This is a genomic window from Kothea flammea (assembly GCF_052161645.1).
Classification (GTDB): Bacteria; Planctomycetota; Planctomycetia; order Pirellulales; family Pirellulaceae; genus Laterigemmans.
On sequence record NZ_CP197414.1, the window covers coordinates 1,961,437 to 1,987,788 of the forward strand.

Genomic DNA, 26,352 nt, shown 5'->3' on the forward strand with positions numbered 1-26,352 from the left:
GACTATACTGGCGATGAAAACGCCAGCCCTCGGGGATGGGTTTGCGGTGAGTTTCTCCCTCAAAACGTGAAGGTCTCAGCGGCATGTCGGTCAGCAGTTGTCCACGCTGTCACGAATCGGTGCAACTGCCAGCGACGTCGGCAGATCGGCTTGTCCGTTGCCCTTGGTGCCAAGCCGATTATCCACTCGCCGAAGCGCTGCGGGCGTTGCCGCCGATGTTGGAAGTGTTGGGAGAACCCGAGCTTGATCAGCCCGAGCTTGAAGCAATTCATTTTGACCGGCCTGAACTTGGTCAGCCTGTGCTGGAGTCTGCAGCATCTTCCTTCGCCGGCTTTGAGCTCCAAGCCGACGATCAACCCGCCACCTTCGATTCGCAGTTTTCTGCGCTGCCAGCCGACCAAGAACGAGTGCTGCCAACTCGCCGGCGACGACAGTCTTCGCCGCTTGTCGGAATTCTCAAAGCGGCCGGAGGAGGTGTTGTCGGTATTCTGCTGGCGTTGCTGATTCTCCAGCAAATGGGCCGGCTTGATGACATGGGGTTTTGGCCTTTCCGCGGTCCACAAGCTCCTTTGTGGGGCAGCGGCGCTGCAGGCGGCGGTACAGTGCGCCGCGCCGCTCCCCTCTCTCAAAGCAGTCCAACAGAACCAAGCCAGAATAATTCGCGTGCTGGCGATGCCGAGCCGACGGCTCCCCAACCAGTCACTGGCCGCGAGTTGGCGCTGCCTGAGTTTGATCAAACCGATCCGGCGGATGATTTAACAGTGGACGACTTTTCCGCCGATGAAATGCCCGCTGATGAAATTCCCGCCGAGCCATCTGCGGTAGCCAAGCGGCTCGAGCAGATTGACCAATTGGTAGCCGCTTATCCGGCGGCGGAAGATCGCCGCGCGGTCGCTGGCGAGCTGGTGGATCAGTTTGTTGCCTTGGGCGAATTGGCCGAGCAAGTTGGCAGGTTTAGCGCGAGTGAGCTGGAGCAACTCGACGCGATCATGACCAGTATTCGAGAGCGTCTCGATCTACTGCGTGATTTGCTCGATATCACTGAGCAGCGTCCGCCGGGACCGGTGGGCAGCGGCGTGCTGGCCATCGGGCGAGTGGAGTTCCAGGAGGGGCAAATGATGCTGCGCGGCAAAAATCAAGATTCACCCCGCCGCAAGTTATCGATGTTGAACGCAGCGTTTGTGGTCGAAGCGGGGGCGGGACTGTTCTTGGTCGGTGTGCACGACGTCGACCAGGGGCTGAAAATTCACTACGCCAGCGGCCTGAGCAATAAAACCCGCTGAGCAAGAATGTAGAACCGCTGCAATGTAGAACCGCTGTCCCAGCTGTTTGCAGTCCCGCAAGCGATTGGGGACAATCGCTCTACAATGTAGAACCGCTGTCCCAGCTGTTTGCATTGTAGAACCGCTGTCCCAGCTGTTTGCAGTGCTGCAAGCGATTGGGGACAATCGCTCTACAATGTAAAACCGCTGTGCTGTCATTCAGCTTTGATTTCGCCCGTGATCAACAAACTGCCTTTAAGGTCGTCGCCTAGCGAAGTTTCGATGACAACTGGTGCGCGGAAGGTGCCTTGCTGTTGCTCGTCATCCTCAAAGTCCACTTTGATGAAGTGAAATGGACTCTCTTTATCACTGAGCACCTTAAACTTCAAACGTTTCTCCGGCGATGTAACTTTCGTTACTTTGAATGGCTGGTCGGCGCGGAGTGTGATGCGTTGCGAGCCGCTGCCACCAGGCTCCAAGGGCCCAAAATGAAGCGAATCGGGTTTCACATCGAGCGCCGCGCGAATTTGGCCCTCCACTGGAACCGCGATGTTGGTCAAGCCGGGATCGTTCGTCAGCAACGTTAACTGAGTCTTGTAATCACCCACCGGGGCGGAAGGTTTAAGCTGGACCCGCAGTAGATAGTCAACGCTGTTCTGACTTCGCGTCGGGCCTTTCAGCTCCACCAAGACATCGGAAGAAACGCTCCGCACGTCCAGGATCTTGATGTTGGGACGTTTTTGAAAACTGACTTTGAGTTCCTCGATCGGCTGCTGACCCTTGGGGATCCCGCCAAACGCGATCTTGTTCGGCTCCAGATTGACGTCGCTGAGGATCGTGCCTCGGACGGTCAATTCAACTTCGGCGTAAAATGGTTTGTCAAATTCGACCGTGATCTTGGCGGCCCGTGAACCAGTAAACGCGCTGGTGTTGAAAGTGGCGATCACACCACTCTCCTCTTGCGACTTGACTAAATCCTCGACCACCGAAGGAGTCGTGCAATTGCAATTGCTGCGGACCGATTTGATGTGGACCGTTTCTTTGTACTTGTTGACGAATTTGAAAGTGAACGCTGTGTCGGAATCGCGAGCAACGGTGCCAAAATTATGGTCGGTTTCGGCAAACATATCCCGAGCCCATTGCTGGGCGGAAACGGGGGTGCTCGACAGCATCGCCACCATCAAGGTGCCGATGACCAAGCCGATTCGATGACGAAGCGTCTGGTTCATTTCCAATTCCGTTCGACCGTGAAACAAAGTGGGATCACTAGGTGAGTATAGGCAAGTTAGGAAGTATTCTGCCCTGAATGACGGTTTTGAGCCAACCCCAATTTTCAGCAAAAGTCTACACGTCAGTGGGATCCACATGCGAAGCGAGTTGGTCGAAGGCGTTGAACAGCTCTCCCAACCGCTCGATCGGCAATCCCACGATGTTGCTTTCGCTCCCCCCGGTTACCTCCAGCCAGTCATTGCCATCTTGGTATCCGAAAGCACCCGCTTTGCCTTCCCAACGCCCGCTGTCGAGATATGCTTCCAACTCGTCGGCGGAGACCGGATGCATCACTAATTCTGTTCTGACGACGTCAATCAGCATCTGATTGTCAGGACGTTTCCAAAGACAGACTCCGGTGTAAACGCTGTGTGGACGTCCACGGAGCAAGGTGAGCATTTCTTTAGCGTGCGTGCGGTCAACCGGTTTTCCTAAAATGCGACCCACGCATTCGGCCACGGTATCGGCCCCCAGCACCATCGCCCGGTCGGTCCGCTTGGCCACATCGGCCGCTTTCTGCATCGCCAGTCGGGCGACCAATTCGGGAGGTGTCTCCCGACTGCAAATTCCGCATTCAGCCGAGTCGTCGGGGGGATCCACGATGAATTGATATCCCGCCGCAGTCAAGAGTAGCTGACGGCGGGGCGAAGAACTGGCCAGCACCAACGGTAACCCCTGAGGAATCGGTTGCGGGTCGCGAGGGCTGAATTGCAGCGGAGTGGAATCATCGGCCGACGCACTCACGGTTGCGGATCTCCTGGCTCGTGCGGAGGACTGGGGGGTGAATTGGGTGGCGGCTGCTGACTGCCCGGCGGTGGCTGCTGGCCAAGGTTCTTCGAAGCACCTTGCAGTGATTCGAGCAACCGGGGGACTTGCCCAGCGGACAGGAAAATGCGCGCGCTGACGGCTGACTGCGGATAGAAACTGGTCAGGAAGTCGAGGCTGAATTCGGTTGATCCATGGCCAATCATAACGCCGTTGGCATAAGCCCCACTCAGCACGGCGTCAGGAATCTGTAACTCGTCATAGATTTCCTCCGCGGACGGACGCCGCGGCTCGGCTCCCGGTTCGCCACTGGCCGGTTTTGCTTGTTGAGCCGTCGGGGGTGCTTGGGGTGGACCAAAACGATTGGTGTAAATCGCCACGTTTTTCGTTAACGCATCAATAAATTGCGGCAGCACCGCGTGCGGCAGCACGATTCGCGAGGCGACGCGTTGCGGACGGCCGATGGTTTGCACAAAGTCGAGCACGATTTCGGTCGGTCGTGTCATCACGATGACACCCGTGCTGAATACGCCCCCGCTGACATGATCGGGAACGCGCGCGCGAAGATTGGGTTGCGACGGCTGGTGCTCGGATGGGGAGTCGCCCGGGGGCGGAGTTTCATCATTCATAATTACTAATGGACTGCGAGCGAAAAATGCGAGCGGAAAATGCGAGCGAAAAATGTCTGCGGAAAAATATAATCGAATGCGAGGCAGCTGGAGCTGGGCAGTTGAAGCTGGGCAAGATTGCCTTATGGTTCGACAGCCCCCGGCAGCGGCTCTTCGTAACCCAATGGGTCAACCGGTGCTACCGGGTCTGGCTGGCCAAGTGGGTCAGCCTCGGCAAGCAGCATGGGACGGTCCTCTTCCAGCACTCGCTGGGGAGTGGCCACACGGAGCGGCAAAACGCGTTGCCCCATGGTGACAAGCGCCAAGCCCCAAGTAATGGCACCGATGGTCAGCACCACGAAGGACGCGGCCGGAGGGAGCGTGCCGGAGAATAACAGACCGATCGTCCAGGCCCAATTGGTCACCTGCCAATAGGTCCAATCCAAACCGCGAAATTCATTCCACCAGAGAGCCACAGAATAAGGAGTGACCGCCAGGAAGCCGCCCACGATGACCATCACGGCTAGCCCCACCGCCGGCTGCGTCGGCGTGCGTTTGCGAATCAGGGCCATCATCAACCGGGTCAGGGTCAAGATTAGCATCATGTACCCACCGAACGTCATCATTAGCGGCACCGGATCGGCGAACGGTACCACCACCATCATGCCGCCAGCATTGGTGACGTTGTTGGGCGCCAGCACAGTTACGAACAGCACCGTCACGCAAAAAGTAAAGTACGAAAGCACGGCGTAAACCAGCCCGGTTGCTGGGCCGGGAGTCATCCAGGTCGACCAAGCTCGTTCCAGAAAAGTCGCCGGCATTTCCCGCCGCACGCGGGGAGTCAAAATGCTGCTCTCACTTACCATTAATCCGCCGACCAAAGTCCAAAAAGCCGACATGTAACAGATGGCGATTATCAGTCCCACGTTGCTGCTGCGCGGTTCCAGCAAATAGTAGATCAACCAACTGACCACTGCTGATTGGTGCCAGATCAGCGCTTTGCGGATGGGGGTTGAACGATTCTCGCTGGGCGGCGATAGCTCAGCAGCCGCGGCCCGCAGCAGCACCAACGCGGCTGTTGCCGTGATGCCGATGATGATCACCGTGTTGGCGATAAAACGCACATCAATTTCACCAAAGAAACCTCCTTGAATGATCTCGATCGCTAACATGGCGACTGCGTACTGGGCAATCATTTCAATGATTAACATCCCCACCAACATGCCCAGTTGGCCAGCTCGACTTTTCGGCAAGGCCGCCAAGAAAAGCCCAAACACCGTCAGCAAGATTCCGACCGCGATGGTCAGCCCCAGCATGCCGACGATCGAGGGCAAATCGACTCCTCGCAACACGTAACTGAACGCCACGCAGGGAAAGAGGGCAACAAAATAGAGCATCATCTGCAGCGCCGCGCTGGCCAATTTCCCGGTGATGATTTGCATCGGTGAAAGGCTAGTGACGCTCAGCAGATCTAAAGTCCCGTCGTCCACTTCCGCAGCCAAGCTGCGGTGTGCGGCCAGCGGCACGACCAGCAGCATGGGGACGGCTAACACCAAGTAGTAGCCAATCAGCAGCGTTTGCCCGCTGGGGACATAATAAATCCTCGGCATCAACATCAGAATCGCCGTTGCCGTCCAGCCCCAAGCGGCCACCAACAGCAACGAAAAGGTGATGAGAAACTGTCGGCTTTTCAGCGCCTGTCTGGCTTCTTTTACTAAGATCGGGTTTAGCCAATCTCCAACCCGGATGGTCACATCGTCCAGCCTGCGGAGCCATGCGTTGCCTGGGGACGTGGCGGGCAATTCGATCGCCGTCATTGCACAATCCCTTCCGTTACATGCAAGAATACATCTTCCAAGGATTTACTCCGGGCGGTGAATTCGGCTAAGCGAAATTGGTTAGCGATCAGAGTTTGCAGCAAATTGGCTTGGGCGGAAACGTCGCCGGTAAACTCGGCTCGCAGCAGTTCTCCATCGACGATAATTTTCTCGCAAGCTTCTTGAGACTGGAGGAAATCGGCCAGCGGCTGGGCGCCCCCCAGCACGCGAATCGACAACTCGCGATGCTGTTGGCGCTGCCGCTGGATTTCGTCCACCGAGCCGGTCGCCAATAACTGACCCTGCTCAATAATTCCCACCGAGTCGCACATTTCGGCCAACTCAGTCAGAATATGACTGCTGACCAAAATCGTTTTCCCCTCGGCAGCCAACGTGCCAATCATCTTTCTTAATTCGATGCGGGCGCGGGGGTCGAGTCCGGCGGCCGGTTCGTCGAGGATCAGCACCGCCGGATCGTGCACCAAGGCTCGCCCCAAGCAGAGCCGTTGTTTCATGCCTTTGCTGAGCCCGCGAATCGGTTTGTCGGCCATGCCGGCGGCGCCCGTGAAATCGAGCACTCGCCGAACACGTTGCATCCGCTCGCGCCCCACTAGCCCATACGATCTGGCAAAAAAGTCCAAGTACTCGGCGCAACTCACGTTGGCGTAAGTGCCAAACGCGTCGGGCATGAATCCCAGTCGTCGGCGAACTCGCTCAGGATCATTGACAACCGAAAAACCATCGACAAAGGCATCTCCGAAACTAGGCAATTCCAATGTTGCCAAAATTCGCATGCTGGTTGTTTTACCAGCTCCGTTGGGGCCGATATAACCAAACACGCCGCCTCGTTTGACCGCAAAGGAGACATCGTTGACGGCTCGTGTGGTGCCGAAAAAACGATGCAATCGACGCAATTCGATTACCGTGTCATCGCCCCCCGTTGTCGCTACCATTGCAGACTCCCCATGATGTAATGCACGCTTTCCACCGCATCAGCGCTGGGGACCGCGATCGCTTTTCGCTCCAGTGACGCGGTGGCGACAAACCAGCCCGGTGGTAACCTCGCATCATTCAAAATCATTGTTTGCAGTCTTGCTTCAAAGACACCCAGCTCGGCATTGGAACTGGTCCAAGGCTGATCGGTGGCGATCCGTCGGCTTAAGATTTGTTCGATCTCATACACCGCGCGGCGATCACGCGCCTGGGCACTATAACCGAACGGGGGTTCTGGTTGATCTTGCAAATATAGTTGCCGTAGCAGGTTGCCTAATTTTTCGCTTGCCAAAGGTGTCATTTGGCTGGTGCCGCCACTCGGGCAGGTGGCATCGGTGAGTTGCCAATAATCACCCGCTTGATCGGCCAGCACTAAGAAATCAATATCCGTGCTGCAATTGTTTTGAATCGTTAGTTGCTCGGCCGTCGAGGTTAGAACTTTGATACCTTGAGGTCCAACCGCGGGTTCAAAGCACAGAAATTGGTTCTGAGAACGAGCGGGAAAGAATTCACCGAGGAACTGTTGGTGCTCGTCGCTGAGCAAAATCTGACGATCACTGCGTAACTCTTGGCGCCGCGTTTGCCATCGCTCCACCGTGTCGCGGACTGGGTAAACTGCCGCCTCAAGCGGGAATTGCAAACCGTCGTTTTGGCGGAAGGCGGCAAAGTAGGTGGCCCGGGTCATGCGGGCCGCGTTACCACTTTGGCCGTCAACCCAAGTAATCTGCCGCGCGCGAACTTGTGTGCCAAAACCATCCGCGACAAAGCCGTAACCAAATAACATCAAGGTGGCCAGCGTGGCCAACACCGGCGCGATGATAAACATCAAATAGGTGCGTCCCGCTCGACGGGTAAAATGATAAGAGACTGGCCCCACCAACAGCACAAATCCCGTTAGCACAAAAAGAAACGCATAGACCGGCGGCCGGGCCACGTTGGCTAGCAACCAATCCCAGTACCCGGTTGTCCCGTGCACCAAGGAAGTTCCCCGGCGATGCTGCCAAACTTGGTTGTTGCCAGACAACCGCCTTACCGTATGCCACAGTTGGGCCGAGCCGGGAAAGGGATCAGCGGCCTGGATGCCAATCACCAAGCCCGCCTCGACGGGCAAGCGCCGCAGTTCTGCCTCCAGTTCGGCCACGGTCTCGCTGGCCAAGATAGGATGTCCGGCAGGTAAGCGAGAGGGTAACTCCGGGCGGGGGATTATCCGCAGCGTCGTATCGGCCGCCGACATGGCGCGAGGCAAAAAAGCTAGCAGCGGTTGGGTATCTTGAACTGACGCCAACGGTATGCTTGGCGACAAGCTCTTTACAATCAGCGAAGGCTCATCTTCGGGATCTGGCAGCGGCTGCTGGACCGCGAGGAAATCAGCCATCTCTGCCACCGGCGGGGCCGCGTAAGTCCAGATGACTCCACCGCTGGAAACCCAATTCCGCAACGCTGCATACTTGGCCGGTTGCGTGCTTTTTAGTTTTTCCAGCAGCGGCCAAGCGAGCATGACGACGTCGACACCCTCATAACCTAACCAGCTATCATGAGCGTCGGAAAATCTTAGCAACTGGGAAGCCTGCAGCGAGGTGGTTGTAAGATAGTTTAAAGCTTGATCACTGTTGGCGCGAACCACATTTCGCGCTAATAAATACTCGCCCAGAGGAAAGACCACCGAATCGAGAGAGCGCAAGTCGGGGATATGTTGCCAGGGCTCGGGCGTGGGGCTGACCAAATCCTGCTCGTCGGGCATGATCAACGCAAAGCGAGGGAACACGTCCAGCGGGCTGAGCTCGATCCGCGCTAAATTGGGAGCCGAATTCGTCAGCGTGGCTCGATAACCGGGTAAGCTGCCTTCCGCATCATATAACTGCAACGCGCCGTCGAGACCGAGGAAATATTTGGGTAAGTAAAATGACTTGACGCACGTCGCGGAGCCAGCCTCCAAGGTGAACGAGGCCAAGTAGATTGCTTGCGGTGTTGGCCAGTTCGGACCATCCTGCGGCAACAACCGCAGCTGGATGGTGCGGTCGCCTGGGAACCGCCCGACCGACGATCGCGCCGTGATCCGCAGCGGCAAGTAACCTTCGTTTTCGCCAGCCATGATGGCGATGTCACAGGTAAAGCCGTCGACCGCAGCTTGGTTGCCGGGAAGCTTGAAGGTGGTCCAGCTCGTGCCGCCCGCCCAGGCAGGGCTGAGGAAAGTCGGCAGCCCGGGGAGTCCTAATAGACTACCGAGGATGAGCAGCAACAGGCCAGCAAAGCGGCGGCTGCGGAAGGGTGTGTCGCGCATCGAGGGCCCGCTCATGAATGCGTTTTGGGCGGAAGAATTTGGGGCGGCAGTTGGTCCGCCGCAAATGGATTGCCGCGCAAGCGGTCGTCAACTTGCCGGCGGACAATGACCGCCGGCAGCCAAGCCATGATGAAGAGGGCTGTAGAAAGCAGCTTGAAGAGCAGAAAACTGCCGCAGGTCAGCAGCAAGGTGGTGGCAATGCGATCGCCAGCGTAGGCCATTCTAGCCAGCCAAGCGAGCAGCACACCCAAGGTGAGCAAGATGAGGACGTTGCGGAGCGACAAGCGGGGTAGCAGCCTACTCCGCTCATTACGTTCAATCGAGGGTGTGGCCATCGCGTAGCAGTCGATCAGGGTAGCAGGCGGCCTGAACGAACACCCACTGGTCCCCTCCAGGCAAGGCGCCATTCTAACGGACTTTACCAACGCTCTGCAAACGGGCGCACGGCTTGGCCCCCAGTTGCGGTTTTGCCGTTCGCCGTTTGCCCGCGGTTCTCGTTAGCCGCTTTGGCGCTAGTGCCGCGGTTCCCGCATTGAATCAAACAAATCGCCTGCAATAAAACGGTGGCTAGCGCCAAAACCGCTAACGGTGGCTTTAGCGAATGGGGTTATCTTGTGGTGCCGCCGCTTGTTGGATCGAACCGAAGTTCTCGCGAACGACTTTCCAATCGCTGGGGGGACGCGCTTTGATAAAGGTGTCGATGAATTGCTGCAGATTGGCCAGCACTGCGTTTCGTTTCATCGAACTGAAGTTGTAATGGTCCCAGATTGGGGCTTCCTTGAGGTCAAAATTGGGCGCGTAGATAAGCAACGATTCGGGTAAAAAAGTTTGGCCGCTGATCACGATTTTTACCAGTCGGTATTGCGCTCTGTCGACTTGCTGCTTGGGCCATGCCTCCAGCACATAGACGCCCGTCTTGCCTTCGGGGGCAGGCACTTCGCGAATCCAATAACGGTTCTGAATGTCTTCGGCATCGAGGTTGAAAACGAATGGCAATGGGCTGGCAAAAATCTTCTGCCCTCGCATTTCAGGTGGAATTACTTGAACCTTGCATTCTTTCTTGGTGCGATCAAATTCGATCAACTCCGATCCGTTGCAGACCCAATACTCGCCAAAATTCTTGGGGTCCGACTCATAGACCGGCTTGCCGTCCTTAAACCCCTGGAAGGACTTCAGCACATCGACGCGAAACATACCTTTGTCTGGGGCGGCATACTTGATCGAGCCGTGGGCCCAGGTCGCGTGAACCCCAGCCGGTGCATCAGTGTTGTTAAAGTGCCAACGCGTAAATTCGCACGTTAAATTCTTGGTCCCCTGGCTTTGTTTTTCCCAAGCGGCCAGCAGTTGAGTCAATCTCGTCTGTTCCGCTTCGCTGGGCGGGGCAAAGGGGCGGCCTGGCTCCACGCGACGTTGCCCAGTTCCGTTGGCTCGCGCTCCATTGGCTGGATTGCCAGCGCCAGGATTGCCATTGGCTGGATTTTGGCCCGCTGCTTTTGGATTGCCAGGAATCTGCGCCGAGCTGACGTTGGCGAGCATCGACAACGCGGCAAATGCGGTGGCAGCGAGCGAAATTCGTTTTAGCGTCCTTGCAATCATCGATCCATTCCGTCCGTGGAGGTAGCGTTTTCCCGCGTTAGGTTCCTACTGTAGCAACTTTGCGGGGCTCAGTTAAAGCCCGTTTTTTGCTCGGCACAAAACCTATCGGAAAAATCGCTCGGGATGCTACATGTCGGAGCCGGGCAAGGGACGCAGCACAAACTTGTAGATTTTGCTGACCGTGCCTTGGTAGCGGGGGTTTGCCGCCAGCACTTTCCAGTCAGGGTGTTGGCGAAAAGTGTCCCACGATTTGAGTCGCGCGGCGTCATTTGGATACGCGGTCAAGTAGCTCAATGAGGGCGCGTAACGGCTGATCAACGCTTGTCCGAGGAACACCGGTTCGATGCCGCAATCGAGGAAAATCGGTACTTCGCCCGCGTTAAACATTTCGACTTTCAAGTCTCCCAAGTGTTCAGTGGCACTTTCGTAAACTCGCAATTCATAGACTCGCGAGTCGGGCGTGCCGATCGAAGTGGGCATTTTGGCGGCCGGCATGCAGTCCATGGCCAGCAGCAGTTCGCTGGAGACGCGGCTGTAGGGCGGATTCTTTGGGCCCCCCGCTTCAAATGCATGTTGGCCGGCGGTGTACGTTTCGTCGGCATCCATCTGGGCGACCACCTCCGCCACTTGGTTGGCCGACTTGTAAGTGATGAACACAAACCGGTCGGACGACTCGGAGTCGGCGACGGGAGCCAACAAGCCGACGGGACCAGTACCGGCTCGTTTCAGGGCGGGCGCTAGGATTTCGCTAAGGTAGGTGTCGAGCGCCTCGCCGTCGCCAGCTTCATCCAAGCTGTATTGGCGGATTTCGTAGACTTCTTTGGCCGTATTCTGTTGCGCTTCGCTGCTCCCGCCGCTGATCATCGCAATTACTCCCGCTATGAGTCCGTAAACTTGCTGTCTTCGCATTGCAATCTCCTGAGGTGGTTCGAGTTACCAAAAGCTGGCAACTGGAAGAACGAAAATTTTGCCATCCCCCATTCGCCCGCTGCGGGCGACGGCGACAACTTTTTGTAAAACTTCATCAACGCGAGCATCATCAACCCACATCGTGATTTCGATTTTGGGCAGAAAAGCCTCGGCATATTCTGACTTGGTGTATTCATCCAGATAGCTTTTTTGTCGCCCGAATCCTTTGACCTCGGTCACGCTGAGCGCCTCCAGCGGTGCGCGGCGAAGTGCCTCCAGCACTTGTTCGGCCAGGTAGGGTTTGACGACAGCCACCACTTGCTTCACCACAAAGTCCTTTGTCGTAATTGCCGAGCGTTTCACTCGATCGATCGTGAACTGCTGATCGCCCAGGATACTCGACCCGAGTCCCGCTGTCGTCTCCGCCTGGCCCACCAGCCACATTGTAGAGCGATTGTCCCCAATCGCTCGCAGGGCCGCACGCATTGTAGAGCGATTGTCCCCAATCGCTCGCAGGGCCGCCCTAGCCCGCCCCGCGCTACCCATTTCCGCAGTGTTGCTTCGCAGTTGTGCGGTGGTTATTGGCGGCGATGAGTTTCAAAGCGTCGGCATTAGCCTCAAGTCGCTGTGGTCTGGCGGACGATACCACAGGTCATCTACGGGCGCTCTAGCACTGGCGATCTAATGAGCGTGCGAGCATTAACGGAGCTAAGCGACCATCACAGCTTGACTGACCGGCTTCATTTTCCTAATCTTCGTAGACGAACACAAGGCGACGTGGCCAAGCGGCTAAGGCATCGGATTGCAAATCCGACATCCCGGGTTCGAATCCCGGCGTCGCCTCTTTGACTTTTCACCGTCATTTGTCGGTTTGCCGCATTGGGCGTGCGTGCTCTCAGCGGTTATTGCCCACCGCAATGCTTGATTCCACCCACTTTTTATTGAAACGTTTCGGTGAGGAGCCGTTCGGAGAGTAGCTCCGTGCTGAAACCTCAATTTCTTTTTAAACGGTCCGCTCTTCTTGTGGAATGTTGTCTGCAGTCCTGAATCTGTGGATTTGGATAATTCGGCAGCTTGGTGATTTCGGATAGCCGACGTTGCGCTTCGTTGGCCCCACGTCACCTCAGCCGCTGAATGCCTATAATGGCTAAGACGGCTGTTCACGGTGCGGGCTTGCCGCAATTTGCCCTGCCGAGACTGTGTTGCACGCTATTTGTGCACAACGCTTTTCGAAGGGGAAACTGAAACATGCGATTTCGACACGCCGCCGCGATGCTGTTATGCGGCTGGATGGCCAGTTGCTGCGCCGCACAGCCTCAAGCACCTTTCGGTTTGCCACCAGCGGGCGAACCGATGCTCGGTACGTTGGCTACCGAAGCGACTGTTGCCCGTCGCTGGGTGTTGACTGCGGGGGCCAAACGCAGCGTGGCGATGCGGCCTCAACGTCCCAGCCGGGCGCAATACTGGACGTTGGCTCCCGTCGGGCAAAACACTGTTCGCTTGCAGCTGTTCGAGGCGGGGCGACTCTGGTCGCTGGCTGTTGATCGCGAAACGGGGCGGGTGGGGATCGAGCGTTCGGACGATAAATTCGAGCAATTATGGCGAGTCTCCCGCTCGCCACGAGCGCCGCAAGCGGTGCGATTGCAAAGTGTCGGCTTCCGGGGATTATTTTTAACCGGCGAAACGGATTCCCAGGTCAGCTTACAACCGCCCAGCGGACGCGCTGCGCAAGAGTGGATTTTCGATCCCGCTCCACCTCCTCCGGTTGTTAACATTCCCGTGCAGCAGATGGCCGAGCATGCGATGCGGCCCAATCCCCCACTCCCCCCGGCCGCCACGCGACTGGTCAACACCCACTCCAGCGAATTGTTGGTCCGAATTACCGATTTACGCTCCGGGACTTTCGTCGATCTGGCAATTCCCGCCGGTGGCTCGCGGAATTTCGAGTTTCAACGTGACTCGGGAGCAACCTTCGTGGAAAGCTATCAAGTTGCCGATCCCCTCGGCAACGTCTTTCAACAACAGTTTGTCACCGCGGTTCCTCCGGTCGTTTATTACGACGTGACCGTGTACGAGAAATTTCTGCAATCGATTGCCATTGATCGCACTGGCAAGAGCCCGCAGCGGATTGAGGATATTAACTATCAACCGAAAGGCGTTGGTTACTTTGTCATCCCTCCCGGGGACTTATTCCCAGGTGGCGATTTAGATGTGTTTCGATCAGCCAAACGCGCCAACAATCCCGGCGCAGTTCGCCCCCTCGATCCCAAGACATTCTCTGAGGCGGAACCGAAAGATGACCCGCTCAAGCGAGCTTTGCGAGAGTTGTCAGATCGATAAGCCTGGCAGCGTCCGCACGATGCGGAAGCCGCATTCGTTGCCGCGGTACGTAGCGCGGTTGGCACTCACGCCTGGCGAGGCAACGGCAGCCTCAGCGCCATCATCAAAACGAGCTGTGCTCCGGAAAATCCGCTCGCGAACCTCGGGCGAGAAAAAGATCGTATCGATGCACCATTCATGGCATTGGCCGAGAGGATCAAATAAACCCCAGTTGTTTGGTTTGAGCGAGCCGGTGGGATACAAATTGCGGCCCGAGTTTTCCGCATGCCAGCTGTACTCACGCAGCATGGCGACATCAGAACCAAAAGGAAATCGCGTTGTCGTGCCCGCTCGGCAGTAACACTCCCATTCCTGTTGAGTCGGCAGTCGATAGCCGCTGCGTTGACGATAATCGGGGGGCAAATCGATGCCTTCCTTGATTTCGGTAATTTCAGGAAAGCACATCTGTTCTGGGGGAATGCCCGCTTGTTCGCTGAGCCAGCGACAATATCTGGCAGCTTGCACCCATGTAACTTGAGTGGCCGGATGTTGGGCGTCACCCGCTTGAGCCGTCTCGAATGGATATTCCATTTGCTCATCAAACTTCGCAGTGTCGGCAAGAAAGCGACGGAACTGAGCGAGCGTGACTTTATCCGTGGCAACCGCTAGGGAATGGGGCAGTGTTTCGTAGCGTTCGGTTTTGCTGGGAGGAGCGTCATCTGGGTACGCAAACTCGGTGACGAGAAAGCTTGTCCCGGCGGGGATGATCGCGTAGCACTGATTCGCCGCGGCCAACTGATACCCGTTTTGGATAGTGTTTTTTTCTGTCTGGTTGGCCAGCGTGCCGAGAGCCTGTTGCAGAGGCTCGAGCTGCTCCCAGCGTTGAAGCAGCCAGCGTCCCGCGGAGTGGATGCCGGGTGAACGGCCTGTCACGATTGCCGCGGCTGCCAAGTTGATAACTTGCCCCCGCAAGTTGCTTGCTATTTGTTGAGGATCGTATTCTCCGAGCGCTAATAAAATGGCTTGTCGCACACCAAGATCTTGTTCGGTGGTAAAACGCTGGTATAACCCATCGGGCTCTGCTTCGAAGCTGGCAAAGCGATGGATGAGATAAGTTCTGTGTCGTGGATTGGATGTATCGCTCAGTAGCGACCAAGCTGGAGTGGTCAGCCCGAGACGAAAGAGCGTGACGGCGGCATTGACTTGACGAGTGGCCAGTTGGTCTAAAGCATCGTCGTCAGCTTGTGGTGGAGCTTGACGCGCTAGCTCGCGTTCCAGAGCTGGAATCGTCAATGAGGCGGCAGGCAACGCGGGCCAGGCGATCTTGAATTGTGCTGGGGAAGCAGATAACGCTAATTCGATTAACACATCCGGGCGATCTGCGGCGAACCGTGTCAGCAAGGTTGCCGCGACGCGCCCTCGTTCATGATCAACTTCCGCGCGGGCGGCGCGACTTAGTGGTGTTACCAATTGATGGCGGATGGGGCTGATCGCGTCGCTCCAAAGTCCTATATGGAGCGAGTTGGAAGCTAGCAGTTCGGCCACGCATACTGCGGCGTGTTGTGGCCAACGCGTTGACTCGGGATCGAAAGCAGCCAACGAAATCAAGATGCGAAAACGTTCGCTCGGCGACGATGATGAAGCCACTCTTTCCCAGAGTGGAATAGTGTGGCCTGACATGAAAGGTGTTAACTGGTCGCGGAGTAGTAGGAATTCTCGGGGGTCCTCAGTCGCCAGCATTAACTCAAGCAGAGCTGGTCGAATCTCGGACGGTTGAAGCGTATCTGGTTGACTGGACAGCAAAGCAGTTCCCACGCGTCGTTTGAGATGGTCGTCGGACTCGATATCTTGCCATGCTGAGGTCAGTAGTGGTTCGGCCCACCAATTGACCGTTTGCAATGCGTCGATGATCTCTGGAACCTGGATCGCATCGGCTGTGGTCAAAGCGTCGACCAGTCCCGCTGCGCGTGAGGCATTAAGCCGTTCCCAGAGTAAACTCGAGCCGATTAACAAAAAGCCAATCATGGCAACTATCAGGCTGGCCACGAGCGGTTCTCGTTTGCACCACATCCAGCCTTTCTCAACCGCTGAGATCGGGCGAGCTTGAATCGGTTGGTGTTGTTGCCAGCGGTTTAGATCGTCGGCTATGGCTTGCGCAGATTGGTAACGTTGCCTAGGCTCTTTTTGTAAACACCGCTCGCAGATTGTCTCTAAGTCACGGGGAATGGAAGGGTCGATTTTTCGCAGCGGGATGGGCTCGTTGTGGAGAACTTGCAGCAGCGTGTCGAGTGTGGTGGCGGCTTGGAAAGGTGGGCGTGCCGCCAATAAACAGTAGAGCAGCGCACCGAGCGAATACACATCGGCCAGTTGATTGACATCAGCGGCATTCCCGCGGGCCTGCTCGGGCGACATGTACGCCGGCGTACCTAAGACTTGGCTGGTGCCCGTCAGGTCGCTGTCGGTATCAATGCGTTTTGCCAATCCAAAATCGGTAACGCGAATCTGCCCCGCTGAATCGATCAACACGTTGGCTGGTTTTATATCCCGATGAATGACTCCCTGGGCGTGGGCATAAGCAATTGCTTCGGCGATTTGTTGGGCATACTTGGCAGCCAAGCTGGGTGTGAGTGGGCCATGCCGCAACGGTTCGGCCAAGCTGTGGCCATTAATAAACCCCATTGAATAGAAGTGTTGTCCCGCATGCTCACCAATTTCATAAATCGGAACGATCCGCGGGTGATCCAAATTGGCAGCCGCTTGGGCTTCGGCATAAAAACGCTTGACGTCGTCTCCGCCAGCGAACTGTCCGGAAAGAATCATCTTTAAAGCAACAACGCGATCGAGTGACTTTTGCCGGGCTTGATACACGATCCCCATGCCTCCGCGAGCGACTTCCCGGAGCAACTCGTAGTCACCAAACGTTGTGTTGCTAGGTAATGTCTGGTTGGGGGGATAGTGCCGGATGACTCCTTGATTAGTAAATTGTTCATCCGTCGGGTGGGATGGTAACCAAGTTGTGTTACCAAGCTTTTCGGCGGTCAAAAACGTGCTCTCATCGTCTTTGCCGCTGGCCAGCGAGGGAGCCCGATCTGTCAGCGATTGCTGAAAATCTACCGCCATCTCGATCGTCTCGCCAAATAGCTGTTGGATGAATCGTGATTGCTGGGGGAACCGCAGGGTGTACTCGCTAGCGAGCGGTGTGTCTCCCTGGTCAAGTCGCAATTCGACTTCGATGGCGATTAATTCACGCAACAGTGCTGGGCGTTCCTCCTCGGTCAGGGATGGCAGAAATGACTCAATCTGAGGCTTCTCGCCAGTCTGCATTCGTTGCTCGAATTCGTAGCAGGCGTGACGAAACTGTCGGCTGCGAAGAGAAGATTGAGCGCTCATGAATACGTTGATTAAGGGTGTGGTCGCGGGAAAAATGGCGTGTTGAGAGTTACCGAGGGCCCCTGCCGCCAGTGGCGATCACTGACCACTACCTGAGTTTACCCCGGGCAGCGACATGGTGCTATCATCGCTGTCAGCCGTCGATTTCAGCTGTTGTTCGCCGTGCATGTTGGCTGTCGTAGTTTTCCCGCTTAAGAACGGTGAGCCTTTTTTTGGCTCCTTGCGTACGCTAACCTAACACCACGATTGCGTTGTCATTGGGATCCGCATTGGCTTTGATTTTGCTATGTCCGCTGCTAATCATCTTCAGACGCTTACGGGAACTGCGGTCAATCCGGCCGAGCCCTTTCGGCGGTTGGCCGAATCGCTACCTCAGTTGGTGTGGACTGCTTTGGCCAGTGGGCAACTCGACTATGCCAATCCGGGTTGGCAGAAGTTTATCGGCTGGGGGTATGCCGCCGATCAAGAGGAGTGTTGGCAGCAGGCGGTGCACCCCGCGGATTTACCGGCTCTTTGGGATGCTTGGCAAGCTGCCTTGTCTGCCGAAGAAGCGTTGACATCTCAGGCGAGGCTGCGGCGTCATGATGGCGAGTATCAACCATTCGGTTTGGAATTAAAACCCATTTTTGACGCGACCGAACAGATCGTTTGTTGGGCCGGCGTGGCAACGGAATTGGCCCGACCACGGAGCACCACGGCAGCTTTCGCGGAGGCGGCCGAGCGAAATTGCCAGTTGAGTCGTAACCAGGAGGTGTTAGAGAGCTTGATCGCTTTCGTCGGTGTGGTGGCTACGAATGGAACGTTGTTGCAGGCCAATCGAGCTCCTTTGCCCTACAGTGCAGGCGAGGCGACATTTGAGCTGGGGCAGCAGTTGTGGAATTATCCATGGTGGAATTATTCCGCCGAGGTTCAGCGACAATTGCGAGAGTCGATTGAGCTGGCTGCAAGGGGACAAGTCGTGCGGTTTGATATGCCAATCGCCTCCGCGGGAGCTGATGCCAACTGGCTCGATTTCCAGATCGCGCCTTGGCGAGACGAGTCGGGGGAGATTAGCAAATTGGTATGCTCCGCGGTTGATATTTCCGATCGCAAGCGGACGGAGCGGATGCTGCGGGCGAGCGAAGAGCGGTTTCGACATTTGTCGGAGGCAATGCCCCAGTTAGTCTGGACGACAACGAATGATGGGGTGGTGACATATTACAACTCACAAGTATCTCGCTACGCGGGAATCCAGCAGGATGAGCATGGTGTTTGGAATTGGCAGCCAGTTGTTCATCCCGATGAACTTGAGCTGACCCTGGAGGCTTGGCAACGAGCTTTACAAACAGGACAGGCTTATCGATGTGAGCATCGGGTGCGGCTGGCTGATGGTAGTTACCGTTGGCATTTGAGTCGCGCCTTGCGTTCGCAGGGCGAGGATGGGGTGCGATGGTTGGGGACGGCCACTGATATTCATGATATGAAGCAAACGGCCGCGGCCTTAATTGACCGCACCACACGTTTTCGCATCATGGGCGAAGCGATTGATTACGGGGTCTGGTTATGTGATCGTGATGGGCGTCCCGAGTATGTCAGCCAATCCTTTCTAGATTTACTCGACATGACACTCGAAGAGGCTCGCGCCGGTGATTGGACCAGGCGGCTGATTCCCTCCGATGTACCTGAGATGCTGGCCGAGTGGGACGAATGTCGGCAGAATGGCGAGCCCTGGGAACGCGAGCATCGGGTGATTGCCCGCGACGGGACAATGCGGACCGTGTTGACTCGCGGTCGCCCCGTGATCAACGAGCAGGGTGAGATCACGAGCTGGGTCGGGATCAATTTGGATATCACCGAGCGGGAGGCATTGGCGGAAGAACTGCGGCAGGTAGCGGCAAAGTTAGCGGAAGCGAATCGTCGCAAAGATGATTTTCTGGCGACCCTCTCTCATGAACTCCGCAACCCATTGGCTCCGATCAAGTCGGCTGTGCAATTACTGCAATTGAAAACCGACATCTCGGCGGAAGTCCGCGAGTTGAGTGAGGTGATTGATCGGCAAGTCGTCCAGATGGTGCGACTAATCGATGACTTATTGGATGTTTCCCGGATCAGTCGCGGTAAGCTGACCTTGCAAACCGAGCCTTGTGATTTGCGGGAAGTGCTGGTGCGAGCGGTCGAGGCGGCGCGGCCCTTTATCACGAACTCAAACCAAATTTTACATTTCAGCAACAGTGAACAACCATTGGTCGTCGACGGCGATGTCGTGCGACTGGTGCAGGTTGTCGTAAATTTGCTCAACAACGCTGCTAAATATACACCCGCCGCGGGTGAGATCTGGCTATCAGCCGGACGTGAAGACGCATTCGCCTGGATTGAGGTTCGCGATAACGGTATTGGTCTGGAAAGCAGCGAGCTGACAAATGTATTTGAGATGTTTGCTCAAGTGGACGGGGCAAAGGAGCGGGGCCTGGCCGGGCTGGGGATTGGCTTATCATTAGTTAAAACCTTGGTTGAATTGCATCAAGGGCAAGTCGTCGCGTCGAGCAACGGAGAAAACGAGGGTTGCACTTTCAGCATCCGCCTGCCGCTGCTGGACGATGTATCAGCCGTTTGGGAACCACCCGCGACGTCGGAGAATCTTGCCGAATCGACCCGCTCGTTCCGAGTCTTAGTGGTGGAAGATGTGCGGGCGATTCGCACCATGATGGTGCGGCTGCTGGAACGACTGGGGCATACCGTGGCCGAGGCGGAGCATGGAGAAGGTGGACTCAGAGTGTTGCACGATTTTCGGCCCGAAGTAATTTTTTCAGACATCTCCATGCCGACGCTCGATGGCCACGAATTTGCAAGAAGAATTCGCGCCATGGAAGATTATCGTCGCGTCCCGCTGTACGCGTTGACCGGTTATGGCCAGGAGACAGATCGTCAAAACGCTATGGAATCAGGTTTTGATGGTCACTTTGTTAAACCGGTCGACGTCAAGAACTTGGCCGAGCTGTTTCAGCAATTGGGAAATCGAGAGGTATGACGTTAGCCAATCCAGAGTGCACCCCACCGCAGCGATTGGAGTTGCGAGTGGTGGGTATGGATTGCGGCGAGGAGATTGCTCAATTAAAGCGTGAACTGCTCCCGTTAGTTGGTGACGAGCGGCGATTAGGTTTTGATTTGATGCAGGGCAAGTTGGTGTTCGAGCTGACTGGCTTGCCTGTTTCCTCCAAAGAGATCGTCAGCGCGATTGCCCGCACGGGATGCCGGGCGGAACGCTGGCAAACGGGGCGCTGGCAAACGGGGCGCGGGCAAACGGGGCGCGGGCAAACGGAACGCTGGCAAACGGGGCGCGGGCAAACGGGGCGCCGAGCAACCGGTGGCGAGTCGCACCGGCGAGTTTCCCCGCGTGTTGCGCTGACCGTGATCAGCGGTTTTCTCACACTCTGTGGCGCGGTGTTGCAGGTCAGCTTGGCCCCCGTCTTGCCAGGATTTGCCGCCGCTCCGCAGCTTACTCCGCAGCTAAATCTACTGTCGGGTGTCGTCGTCGCTTGTTATTTGCTGGCTATCGCGGCGGGGTTGTTTCTGGTCCTCCCCAAAGCTTGGCGGGCGTTGCTGACGTTGCGGCCCGACATGAATCTACTGATGGTCGTTGCCGTCGTGGGGGCGGTGATCATTGGTGAATGGTTGGAAGGGGCGATGGTCGCATTCCTTTTCGCGCTTTCCTTACTGTTGGAATCATGGAGCGTGGGGCGGGCTCGCCGCGCGATTGCCGAGTTGTTGGACCTTTCACCTCCCGTAGCTCACCTTCGCGAAGCAGCTGGGGCGATCCGCGATGTCCCGCCAGCGGAAGTGGCGTTGGCTTCGCTGGTGGTGATCAGGCCGCATGAAAAAATTCCCCTCGATGGCCGCGTCGTGAAGGGCATCAGCAGCGTTGATCAATCGCCGATCACCGGGGAGAGCATGCCGGTTGAGAAAGCGGTGGGTGAGGAAGTTTTTGCCGGCACGATCAACGGGGATGGATTGCTGGAGATCGAAACGACCAAACTGGCCGATGCGACCACGTTGGCACGGATCATTCAAACGGTCGGCAGCGCGCAGACGAAACGTGCTCCGGCGGAGCGTTGGGTGGAACGCTTCGCGGCGGTCTACACGCCGATCGTGATGATTACCGCGCTGTTGATCGCCGTGGTCCCTGTGCTGTTATTCTCAGCAGCCTGGTCCGATTGGCTATATCGCGCGCTGGTCCTGCTGGTCATCGCTTGCCCCTGCGCGCTGGTGATTTCAACGCCGGTGACGATTGTCGCCGCGCTAGCCTCGGCCGCCCGCAACGGCGTCTTGATTAAAGGGGGTGTGTTTGTCGAACTCCCCGCCGGTATCCGCGCGATTGCGATCGATAAAACGGGCACTTTAACCAGGGGCGTGCCCGATGTGGTCGATCTGGTTCCGTTTGGCGATGAGGATGAAATTGGCTTGCTGCGAATTGCCGCCGGCTTGGAAACGCACAGTCATCATCCCCTGGCTCGCGCCATCGTCGCCACAGCCCAACGTCGCGGTATTGCGGTTACCGTCGCGGAACCGTTTCAGGTGTTGCCCGGACAGGGCACCCGCGGCACGATCGCCGGCAAGTCTTATTGGCTGGGCTCGGCCCGCTACGCGGAACAGCATGCCGGGGAAACCGCCGCTTTGAGCGAGCATGCGGACGCTTTGCAGCGGGCGGGCAAAACCACGGTCGTGGTTGGCAGCGGAGAGCAAATCTGCGGCCTGATCGGCCTCGCCGATCAAGTTCGCGAAGAAGCGCCGGAGGTGATGCGGCGATTGCGTGCGGCGGGGGTCGAATGGATCGTGATGTTGACCGGCGATAGCCAGCAATCGGCGTCAAAGCGCTTTTCGTCTTTTTGACGATGCTCGGCTTCGCCTCGTTGTGGGGAGCGATTGCGGCCGACATGGGCGCATCGCTGTTGGTAATTTTCAACGGGCTGAGATTGTTGCAGGTAGCCAAGTGAGAGAATTCAATCAAATTTTGAAAGATATTAGTCATCTGGTGGAAGCATTCTGTCAGATTTTGAGTGGGAGTCGATAAAGCGGAACTTGCCGGTGGTTGACTTCGCCGCGGCCAGGTTGGTTGTTAGATTGGTATTGGCTGCAAGGGTCAGCGGTGCACGGCCGCCGTTAGGATCCCTTGGTGAACGGCGAGTCTCAGAGAAACAGGTGCGATGACAAAGAAGAAAAAATCGGCTGGCGGCGGTGGTGAACAAGCGACGCGGCAGCCTTGGTACCAAGACGGATTACGATTCGAGTGCACGCAGTGCGGCGATTGCTGTACAGGCGAACCCGGCAATGTGTGGGTGGACGAGGGTGAGATCGTTCGTTTGGCCGCGCGGATGGAGATGGAGGTGGACAAGTTTGAGTCCAAATTTGTGCGGCAAGTTGGGGTGCGGAAGTCGTTAGTCGAGTACCCGGACGGGGATTGTATTTTTCTTGACCCCAAAACGCGGGGCTGTTCGGTTTATGAAGAGCGTCCGGTGCAGTGTCGCACGTGGCCGTTTTGGAATAGCACGATAACCAGCCGGCGTGCTTGGCGGGAGACTTGTGAAATTTGTCCGGGGAGTGGTGTGGGGCGTTTGTACAGTATCGAAGAGATTGAGCAGCGACGGTTGGAGCGGGACGTTTAGGCGGCATTTCCGGAACGAGTCAAGATTGGGCGACTGTAGGGACGATAACGTTTGTGTCAGTTCCGACATGGTTGAGACTGGATCCTTTCCGAGACTGGTTGTGGTGAACACGCAGGCGACCGTCGGCCCCCCGTTGGCTTGACGGACGAGCTCTATCGGCCTAGACTTGCGATGCATTAAGTTACTATGCGTCAACGGTTTACAGCTTTAGAGCGTCCACGCGAGGGAGCCAGAAGTGTGACGAAGAAAGACATCGTAAGGACGATCTCTGAGGAAGCCGGACTGACTCAGCAGCAGACCAAAAAAATTGTTCAGAAGACGTTTGACGCGATCATCGAATGTTTGGTGAACGAGCAACGGATCGAGCTGCGAAACTTCGGCGTGTTCGAAGTCAAGCAGCGAGCGGCCCGGCGGGCTCGCAATCCCCGAACCGGAAAACAAGTGGAGGTGCCCGCGAAATATGTGGTCACTTTCAAACCGGGCAAGGAAATGGAAGCTCGCGTTAAGGAGTTGGACGAACGTGCCCTGGCGGAAGCCGCGGCCAAACTGAATTTGACGGATTGGAAGCAGGCGGGGACCCCGTCGGCAGCACCGTTGAAGAAGCCTGAAATTGGATCATCCGAGTCGGCATAAGCCACAAAGTCAGAAGATTTTTCATTCTTTTGTGGCGAGGGCCGGCAGGACAAGCCGAATAATCCGCATAGTCATTTGGACCGTTCACGGAGGAACGAGCGATGCGTCGCTTTTTGCAACTAGTTGTCCTTGCCGCCTGTGTCAGCTCGACCGTGGGCTGCTTTCTGCCAATTTATTCGGCTCGTCCTGAGAAGCGTGTCCAGCAACTGCTGTACACCTCCGAGGACTTGCGCAACTTGGTTGCCGAATGGGAACGCTTTTGGTTCTTGGACCAGCCCAGTCACATGACGCCACTGCGAACGCACGGCGGCATTATCTAATCGGCCGTCAGCGGTTTTGGCGTTAGCCACCGTTTTATTGCACGTGATTGGTTCGGTTCAATGCGGGAACCGTGGCCTAGCGGCCAAACGGCTAACGGACTGTTAGCGGTTTTGGCGTTAGCGACCGTTTCATTGCACGTGATTGGTTCGGCTCAGTGCGGGAACTGCGGCCTAGCGGCCAAACGGCTAACAGGAACCGCGGCAAACTGCTAACTGCTATCTGCTAACTTGGCAACTCTTGCCGGTTATGAAATTGACTTTGATGAAGTGAACAAGCTACACCCGACAGTTACAGTTGGTGAATTTTGGCCAGAAAGATTCGATTTCTTTCCGGCACGATCCCGCTGGAGGCTAACTCTGGGGGCATTCTTGGGCACTTTCAAGCGAATAAGTTTATGAAGCGATGGATCGTCAGAGCGGCAGCGTGCGGCCTAGCTTCCCTTGGCTGCATGGGATCGTTGGTTGCGCAAGACGCTTATGATGAGCTGTCGCCTTCCGATTTGCGGATCACCAGCAGTCCGGTCGCCGAGCCAGATAGCGAGTGGATTCGGGGCTTGGACGATCTGAGCGGATCGGATGACATTATTGGGTCGGGGTCACAGCGGGGAACCGCGGGTGCGTATCCGGTTCCTTACCCGCCTGCCGATTCCACGGGAGCCGTGGGAGATTATTCCCAAGAGCTGTATGGCGGTGCGCACTCCATTGGTTGTCAGCCGGGTGGCGTCTGTGGCAGCTGCAATCAGTGCCTCGACGAAACCCCGATCACCAGATTTCGGCAAAGTGCCTACCAAGGCTCCACAATCAGCGGTGGTTTCCTGGGTGACGGCGACTTGGGGTTGGCCCATTACAATTTGGCTGTGCGGTTTGCGGTGCCGCTCGATGGTATGGACAATGTGGTAATCATCGCTCCCAGCATCCGTCATGATGTGGTGAATTCGTCCGGCGCGATTGATTTACCCAGCAATTTGTATGACGCGGGGGTCAATTTCACCTGGCGGCGAAAGCTCTCAGAACGTTGGAGTTTGATGGCCATGGCCACCCCCAGCATCCGCAGCGACTTTCAAACCAGCAACGACGCGTTTCGCCTCTTCGGGTTAGGGTTGCTGACCTACGACTGGGTACCGAACCGGTTGAGCGTTTCGATGGGAGCCGTGTATTTAGATCGCGATGACATTCCCTTGTTGCCCGCTCTGGGTTTCACTTGGACTCCCACGCCGCTCTGGCGAGTGGAAGCCAATTTTCCCAGGCCTAGAATCGCTCGTCGCATTGACAAGCAGGGTGCCATGAGTGAAAGCTGGATTTACAGCGGCGTCGCGCTGGGGGGGAACACTTGGGCCGTTGAGCGAGCCAATGGTACCGATGATGTGTTGAACATTCGTGACATTCAGTGGGTCTTCGGCTGGGAGCATATTCGCGAAGGCGGTCGCGGCTTGTTCTTCGAAGCGGGCGCCGCCTTCGGTCGTTCGGTGGAGTATGAAAGCACTGGCCAGGAAGTCGATTTCGATGATTCGCTCTTCTTCCGTGGCGGCATCACGCTGTAAAGGCGCGGGCCGCAGTGGTTTTCTAGCGACAACAACTCGGGCTATTGCTTCAGCTGTTTCACGTCGGCTTCGAGTTTTTCGATCCGCTCGATAATCTGATCGAGCTTTTGCAGGATCGCGTTCTCGGCATTGACGACTTTGGGCTGCTCGGCTTCGTTGCGAAGAATCATTTTGCCACTTCCGTTGCGGATGACTTTGATCCTCCGCAACGACTGCTTGTCTCCCGCTTCGCCTTCGACGCGAACTTCGATGACTTCTGGCCCTTCGCTAACCTCTGAACCATTCACGATTGCGGAACCATCTACAACTGCGACCCCTGCTACTACCTGTGAGCCTTTGGCAGTTTCTTGTGCAGTTGCTTTCCCTTCTTCGACCGTGACGATTGCCGCTTCACCCAATCGCAGCAACTTCATTTGTTGGTTGGGCAGGGATTTGCGGATCGCGTCGCTGATCTTTTTGCGGAGTTGCTCGCTTTCTTCCTTGTCGAGGTGCTGAAAGGCCTGTTCGAGGCCTTTCATTGACTCACCAAGCTGGACTTCGAAGCCTTTGACGACCTCTTCCAAGCCTTTGATTTCCACACCTTCCCGCAGTTGGACCTCACTCGCCTCAAGCTTCAGTGCTTCGACTGGGAATTCTCCTAAAATACTGAGGGCGACTTTGCCCTTCGCGGTTGCTTCGCCAAGCTGAACCTGTTTTTTGGAACCGTCAGGTAAGAGAATTTCCAAGACTCCATCCTTGATTTGGAAATTCATTGACTTGCCCCCCTTGGTCGCCTGCCCTTCTCCGCCCTGGATATTTTCCGAAATCACGTTGCCATCTTCATCGACGGTGACCACGGTGATGGTGGAAGTTACGACGTTGTTGACGGTAGGTTCTGTTTTGACTTCGGCTTTCACCCGTAACTTTTCGGCGGGCGGTTCCGCTTTGGCTTCCGTAGCGTCTTGTGACCAACTGGTGGTGGCAAGCAACATCAAACATGTTAATGACCAAAACATGCGCATCGTCTAAAT

At 56.5% G+C, this 26,352-nt stretch carries 20 protein-coding genes and 1 tRNA gene; 9 read left to right on the plus strand and 12 right to left on the minus strand.

All coding sequences use genetic code 11. The annotated features are described in order from the left end of the window. Positions 1 to 83: 83 nt before the first annotated feature. Positions 84 to 1,283, plus strand: coding sequence for a hypothetical protein (locus tag SH139x_RS06990; protein ID WP_488354557.1), 1,200 nt, complete (start codon positions 84 to 86; stop codon positions 1,281 to 1,283). Between the two features lie 194 nt (positions 1,284 to 1,477). Here the strand turns inward: SH139x_RS06990 and SH139x_RS06995 are convergent, their stop codons facing one another. The 10 genes from SH139x_RS06995 to SH139x_RS07040 all read right to left on the minus strand — a co-directional run bounded on the left by SH139x_RS06995 (position 1,478) and on the right by SH139x_RS07040 (position 11,827). Beyond that, positions 1,478 to 2,491: a DUF1573 domain-containing protein gene (locus SH139x_RS06995; protein ID WP_488354558.1), complete on the minus strand. Its 1,014-nt coding sequence runs from the start codon at positions 2,489 to 2,491 to the stop codon at positions 1,478 to 1,480. A 115-nt stretch (positions 2,492 to 2,606) separates the two neighbouring features. Further along, entirely contained in the window at positions 2,607 to 3,275 is a 669-nt protein-coding gene (locus SH139x_RS07000) for a Maf family protein (protein ID WP_488354559.1), read from the minus strand. Continuing rightward, complete coding sequence (locus SH139x_RS07005) at positions 3,272 to 3,925, minus strand: DUF3467 domain-containing protein (protein WP_488354560.1); 654 nt, start codon at positions 3,923 to 3,925, stop codon at positions 3,272 to 3,274. Before SH139x_RS07005 ends, SH139x_RS07000 begins: the two co-directional genes overlap by 4 nt. Positions 3,926 to 4,047: 122 nt before the next feature. Beyond that, positions 4,048 to 5,721: an ABC transporter permease gene (locus tag SH139x_RS07010; RefSeq protein ID WP_488354561.1), complete on the minus strand. Its 1,674-nt coding sequence runs from the start codon at positions 5,719 to 5,721 to the stop codon at positions 4,048 to 4,050. Further along, positions 5,718 to 6,674: an ABC transporter ATP-binding protein gene (locus tag SH139x_RS07015; RefSeq protein WP_488354562.1), complete on the minus strand. Its 957-nt coding sequence runs from the start codon at positions 6,672 to 6,674 to the stop codon at positions 5,718 to 5,720. The genes SH139x_RS07010 and SH139x_RS07015 overlap by 4 nt, the downstream gene beginning before the upstream one ends. Continuing rightward, on the minus strand, positions 6,668 to 9,010 hold the full coding sequence (locus SH139x_RS07020; protein ID WP_488354563.1) for a hypothetical protein: 2,343 nt from the start codon (positions 9,008 to 9,010) through the stop codon (positions 6,668 to 6,670). Before SH139x_RS07020 ends, SH139x_RS07015 begins: the two co-directional genes overlap by 7 nt. Further along, positions 9,007 to 9,330, minus strand: coding sequence for a hypothetical protein (locus SH139x_RS07025; RefSeq protein ID WP_488354564.1), 324 nt, complete (start codon positions 9,328 to 9,330; stop codon positions 9,007 to 9,009). Before SH139x_RS07025 ends, SH139x_RS07020 begins: the two co-directional genes overlap by 4 nt. Before the next feature lie 259 nt (positions 9,331 to 9,589). Then, the gene (locus tag SH139x_RS07030; RefSeq protein WP_488354565.1) at positions 9,590 to 10,591 is read right to left on the minus strand and encodes a TIGR03009 domain-containing protein; all 1,002 of its coding nucleotides are present in this window, start codon (positions 10,589 to 10,591) and stop codon (positions 9,590 to 9,592) included. A gap of 126 nt (positions 10,592 to 10,717) precedes the next feature. Further along, positions 10,718 to 11,500 (minus strand): NIPSNAP family protein, encoded by a 783-nt coding sequence (locus SH139x_RS07035; RefSeq protein ID WP_488354566.1) that lies wholly within the window; start codon positions 11,498 to 11,500, stop codon positions 10,718 to 10,720. Positions 11,501 to 11,524: 24 nt separating this feature from the next. After that, on the minus strand, positions 11,525 to 11,827 hold the full coding sequence (locus SH139x_RS07040; RefSeq protein WP_488355977.1) for a P-II family nitrogen regulator: 303 nt from the start codon (positions 11,825 to 11,827) through the stop codon (positions 11,525 to 11,527). A gap of 444 nt (positions 11,828 to 12,271) precedes the next feature. Between SH139x_RS07040 and SH139x_RS07045 the strand changes: the two genes are divergently transcribed. Both SH139x_RS07045 and SH139x_RS07050 read left to right on the plus strand, forming a co-directional pair. Then, a tRNA-Cys gene (locus SH139x_RS07045) sits at positions 12,272 to 12,343 on the plus strand. A gap of 405 nt (positions 12,344 to 12,748) precedes the next feature. Continuing rightward, complete coding sequence (locus tag SH139x_RS07050) at positions 12,749 to 13,840, plus strand: hypothetical protein (RefSeq protein WP_488354567.1); 1,092 nt, start codon at positions 12,749 to 12,751, stop codon at positions 13,838 to 13,840. Here the strand turns inward: SH139x_RS07050 and SH139x_RS07055 are convergent. Then, a complete protein-coding gene (locus SH139x_RS07055; protein ID WP_488354568.1) occupies positions 13,829 to 17,209 on the minus strand; it encodes a bifunctional serine/threonine-protein kinase/formylglycine-generating enzyme family protein in 3,381 nt (1,126 codons plus the stop codon). The genes SH139x_RS07050 and SH139x_RS07055 overlap by 12 nt on opposite strands. Before the next feature lie 286 nt (positions 17,210 to 17,495). Between SH139x_RS07055 and SH139x_RS07060 the strand changes: the two genes are divergently transcribed. From SH139x_RS07060 to SH139x_RS07085, 6 genes are all read left to right on the plus strand, one after another. Beyond that, positions 17,496 to 20,216 carry a PAS domain-containing protein gene (locus tag SH139x_RS07060; RefSeq protein WP_488354569.1) on the plus strand — a complete coding sequence of 907 codons (2,721 nt, stop codon included), beginning with the start codon at positions 17,496 to 17,498 and terminating at the stop codon, positions 20,214 to 20,216. Continuing rightward, complete coding sequence (locus tag SH139x_RS07065; RefSeq protein ID WP_488354570.1) at positions 20,213 to 22,075, plus strand: heavy metal translocating P-type ATPase; 1,863 nt, start codon at positions 20,213 to 20,215, stop codon at positions 22,073 to 22,075. The genes SH139x_RS07060 and SH139x_RS07065 overlap by 4 nt, the downstream gene beginning before the upstream one ends. Positions 22,076 to 22,389: 314 nt before the next feature. Further along, the gene (locus SH139x_RS07070; RefSeq protein WP_488354571.1) at positions 22,390 to 22,848 is read left to right on the plus strand and encodes a YkgJ family cysteine cluster protein; all 459 of its coding nucleotides are present in this window, start codon (positions 22,390 to 22,392) and stop codon (positions 22,846 to 22,848) included. Positions 22,849 to 23,085: 237 nt separating this feature from the next. Further along, positions 23,086 to 23,481 carry an HU family DNA-binding protein gene (locus SH139x_RS07075; RefSeq protein WP_488354572.1) on the plus strand — a complete coding sequence of 132 codons (396 nt, stop codon included), beginning with the start codon at positions 23,086 to 23,088 and terminating at the stop codon, positions 23,479 to 23,481. Between the two features lie 101 nt (positions 23,482 to 23,582). Then, a complete protein-coding gene (locus SH139x_RS07080) occupies positions 23,583 to 23,801 on the plus strand; it encodes a hypothetical protein (RefSeq protein ID WP_488354573.1) in 219 nt (72 codons plus the stop codon). A gap of 395 nt (positions 23,802 to 24,196) precedes the next feature. Next, positions 24,197 to 25,342 carry a DUF6268 family outer membrane beta-barrel protein gene (locus tag SH139x_RS07085; RefSeq protein WP_488354574.1) on the plus strand — a complete coding sequence of 382 codons (1,146 nt, stop codon included), beginning with the start codon at positions 24,197 to 24,199 and terminating at the stop codon, positions 25,340 to 25,342. Positions 25,343 to 25,383: 41 nt separating this feature from the next. On the opposite strand, the gene SH139x_RS07090 is transcribed toward SH139x_RS07085, so the two are convergent. Continuing rightward, positions 25,384 to 26,343 carry a hypothetical protein gene (locus SH139x_RS07090; RefSeq protein ID WP_488354575.1) on the minus strand — a complete coding sequence of 320 codons (960 nt, stop codon included), beginning with the start codon at positions 26,341 to 26,343 and terminating at the stop codon, positions 25,384 to 25,386. Positions 26,344 to 26,352 lie beyond the last annotated feature (9 nt).

Excerpts from the sequence above, each read along its gene's own strand:
- SH139x_RS06990 (WP_488354557.1), top strand. The coding sequence starts at position 84 with ATGTCGGTCAGCAGTTGTCCACGCTGTCACGAATCGGTGCAACTGCCA.
- SH139x_RS06995 (WP_488354558.1), bottom strand. The coding sequence starts at position 2,491 with ATGAACCAGACGCTTCGTCATCGAATCGGCTTGGTCATCGGCACCTTG.
- SH139x_RS07005 (WP_488354560.1), bottom strand. The coding sequence starts at position 3,925 with ATGAATGATGAAACTCCGCCCCCGGGCGACTCCCCATCCGAGCACCAG.
- SH139x_RS07010 (WP_488354561.1), bottom strand. The coding sequence starts at position 5,721 with ATGACGGCGATCGAATTGCCCGCCACGTCCCCAGGCAACGCATGGCTC.
- SH139x_RS07015 (WP_488354562.1), bottom strand. The coding sequence starts at position 6,674 with ATGGTAGCGACAACGGGGGGCGATGACACGGTAATCGAATTGCGTCGA.
- SH139x_RS07020 (WP_488354563.1), bottom strand. The coding sequence starts at position 9,010 with ATGAGCGGGCCCTCGATGCGCGACACACCCTTCCGCAGCCGCCGCTTT.
- SH139x_RS07025 (WP_488354564.1), bottom strand. The coding sequence starts at position 9,330 with ATGGCCACACCCTCGATTGAACGTAATGAGCGGAGTAGGCTGCTACCC.
- SH139x_RS07030 (WP_488354565.1), bottom strand. The coding sequence starts at position 10,591 with ATGATTGCAAGGACGCTAAAACGAATTTCGCTCGCTGCCACCGCATTT.
- SH139x_RS07035 (WP_488354566.1), bottom strand. The coding sequence starts at position 11,500 with ATGCGAAGACAGCAAGTTTACGGACTCATAGCGGGAGTAATTGCGATG.
- SH139x_RS07050 (WP_488354567.1), top strand. The coding sequence starts at position 12,749 with ATGCGATTTCGACACGCCGCCGCGATGCTGTTATGCGGCTGGATGGCC.
- SH139x_RS07055 (WP_488354568.1), bottom strand. The coding sequence starts at position 17,209 with ATGAGCGCTCAATCTTCTCTTCGCAGCCGACAGTTTCGTCACGCCTGC.
- SH139x_RS07060 (WP_488354569.1), top strand. The coding sequence starts at position 17,496 with ATGTCCGCTGCTAATCATCTTCAGACGCTTACGGGAACTGCGGTCAAT.
- SH139x_RS07065 (WP_488354570.1), top strand. The coding sequence starts at position 20,213 with ATGACGTTAGCCAATCCAGAGTGCACCCCACCGCAGCGATTGGAGTTG.
- SH139x_RS07070 (WP_488354571.1), top strand. The coding sequence starts at position 22,390 with ATGACAAAGAAGAAAAAATCGGCTGGCGGCGGTGGTGAACAAGCGACG.
- SH139x_RS07080 (WP_488354573.1), top strand. The coding sequence starts at position 23,583 with ATGCGTCGCTTTTTGCAACTAGTTGTCCTTGCCGCCTGTGTCAGCTCG.
- SH139x_RS07085 (WP_488354574.1), top strand. The coding sequence starts at position 24,197 with ATGAAGCGATGGATCGTCAGAGCGGCAGCGTGCGGCCTAGCTTCCCTT.
- SH139x_RS07090 (WP_488354575.1), bottom strand. The coding sequence starts at position 26,343 with ATGCGCATGTTTTGGTCATTAACATGTTTGATGTTGCTTGCCACCACC.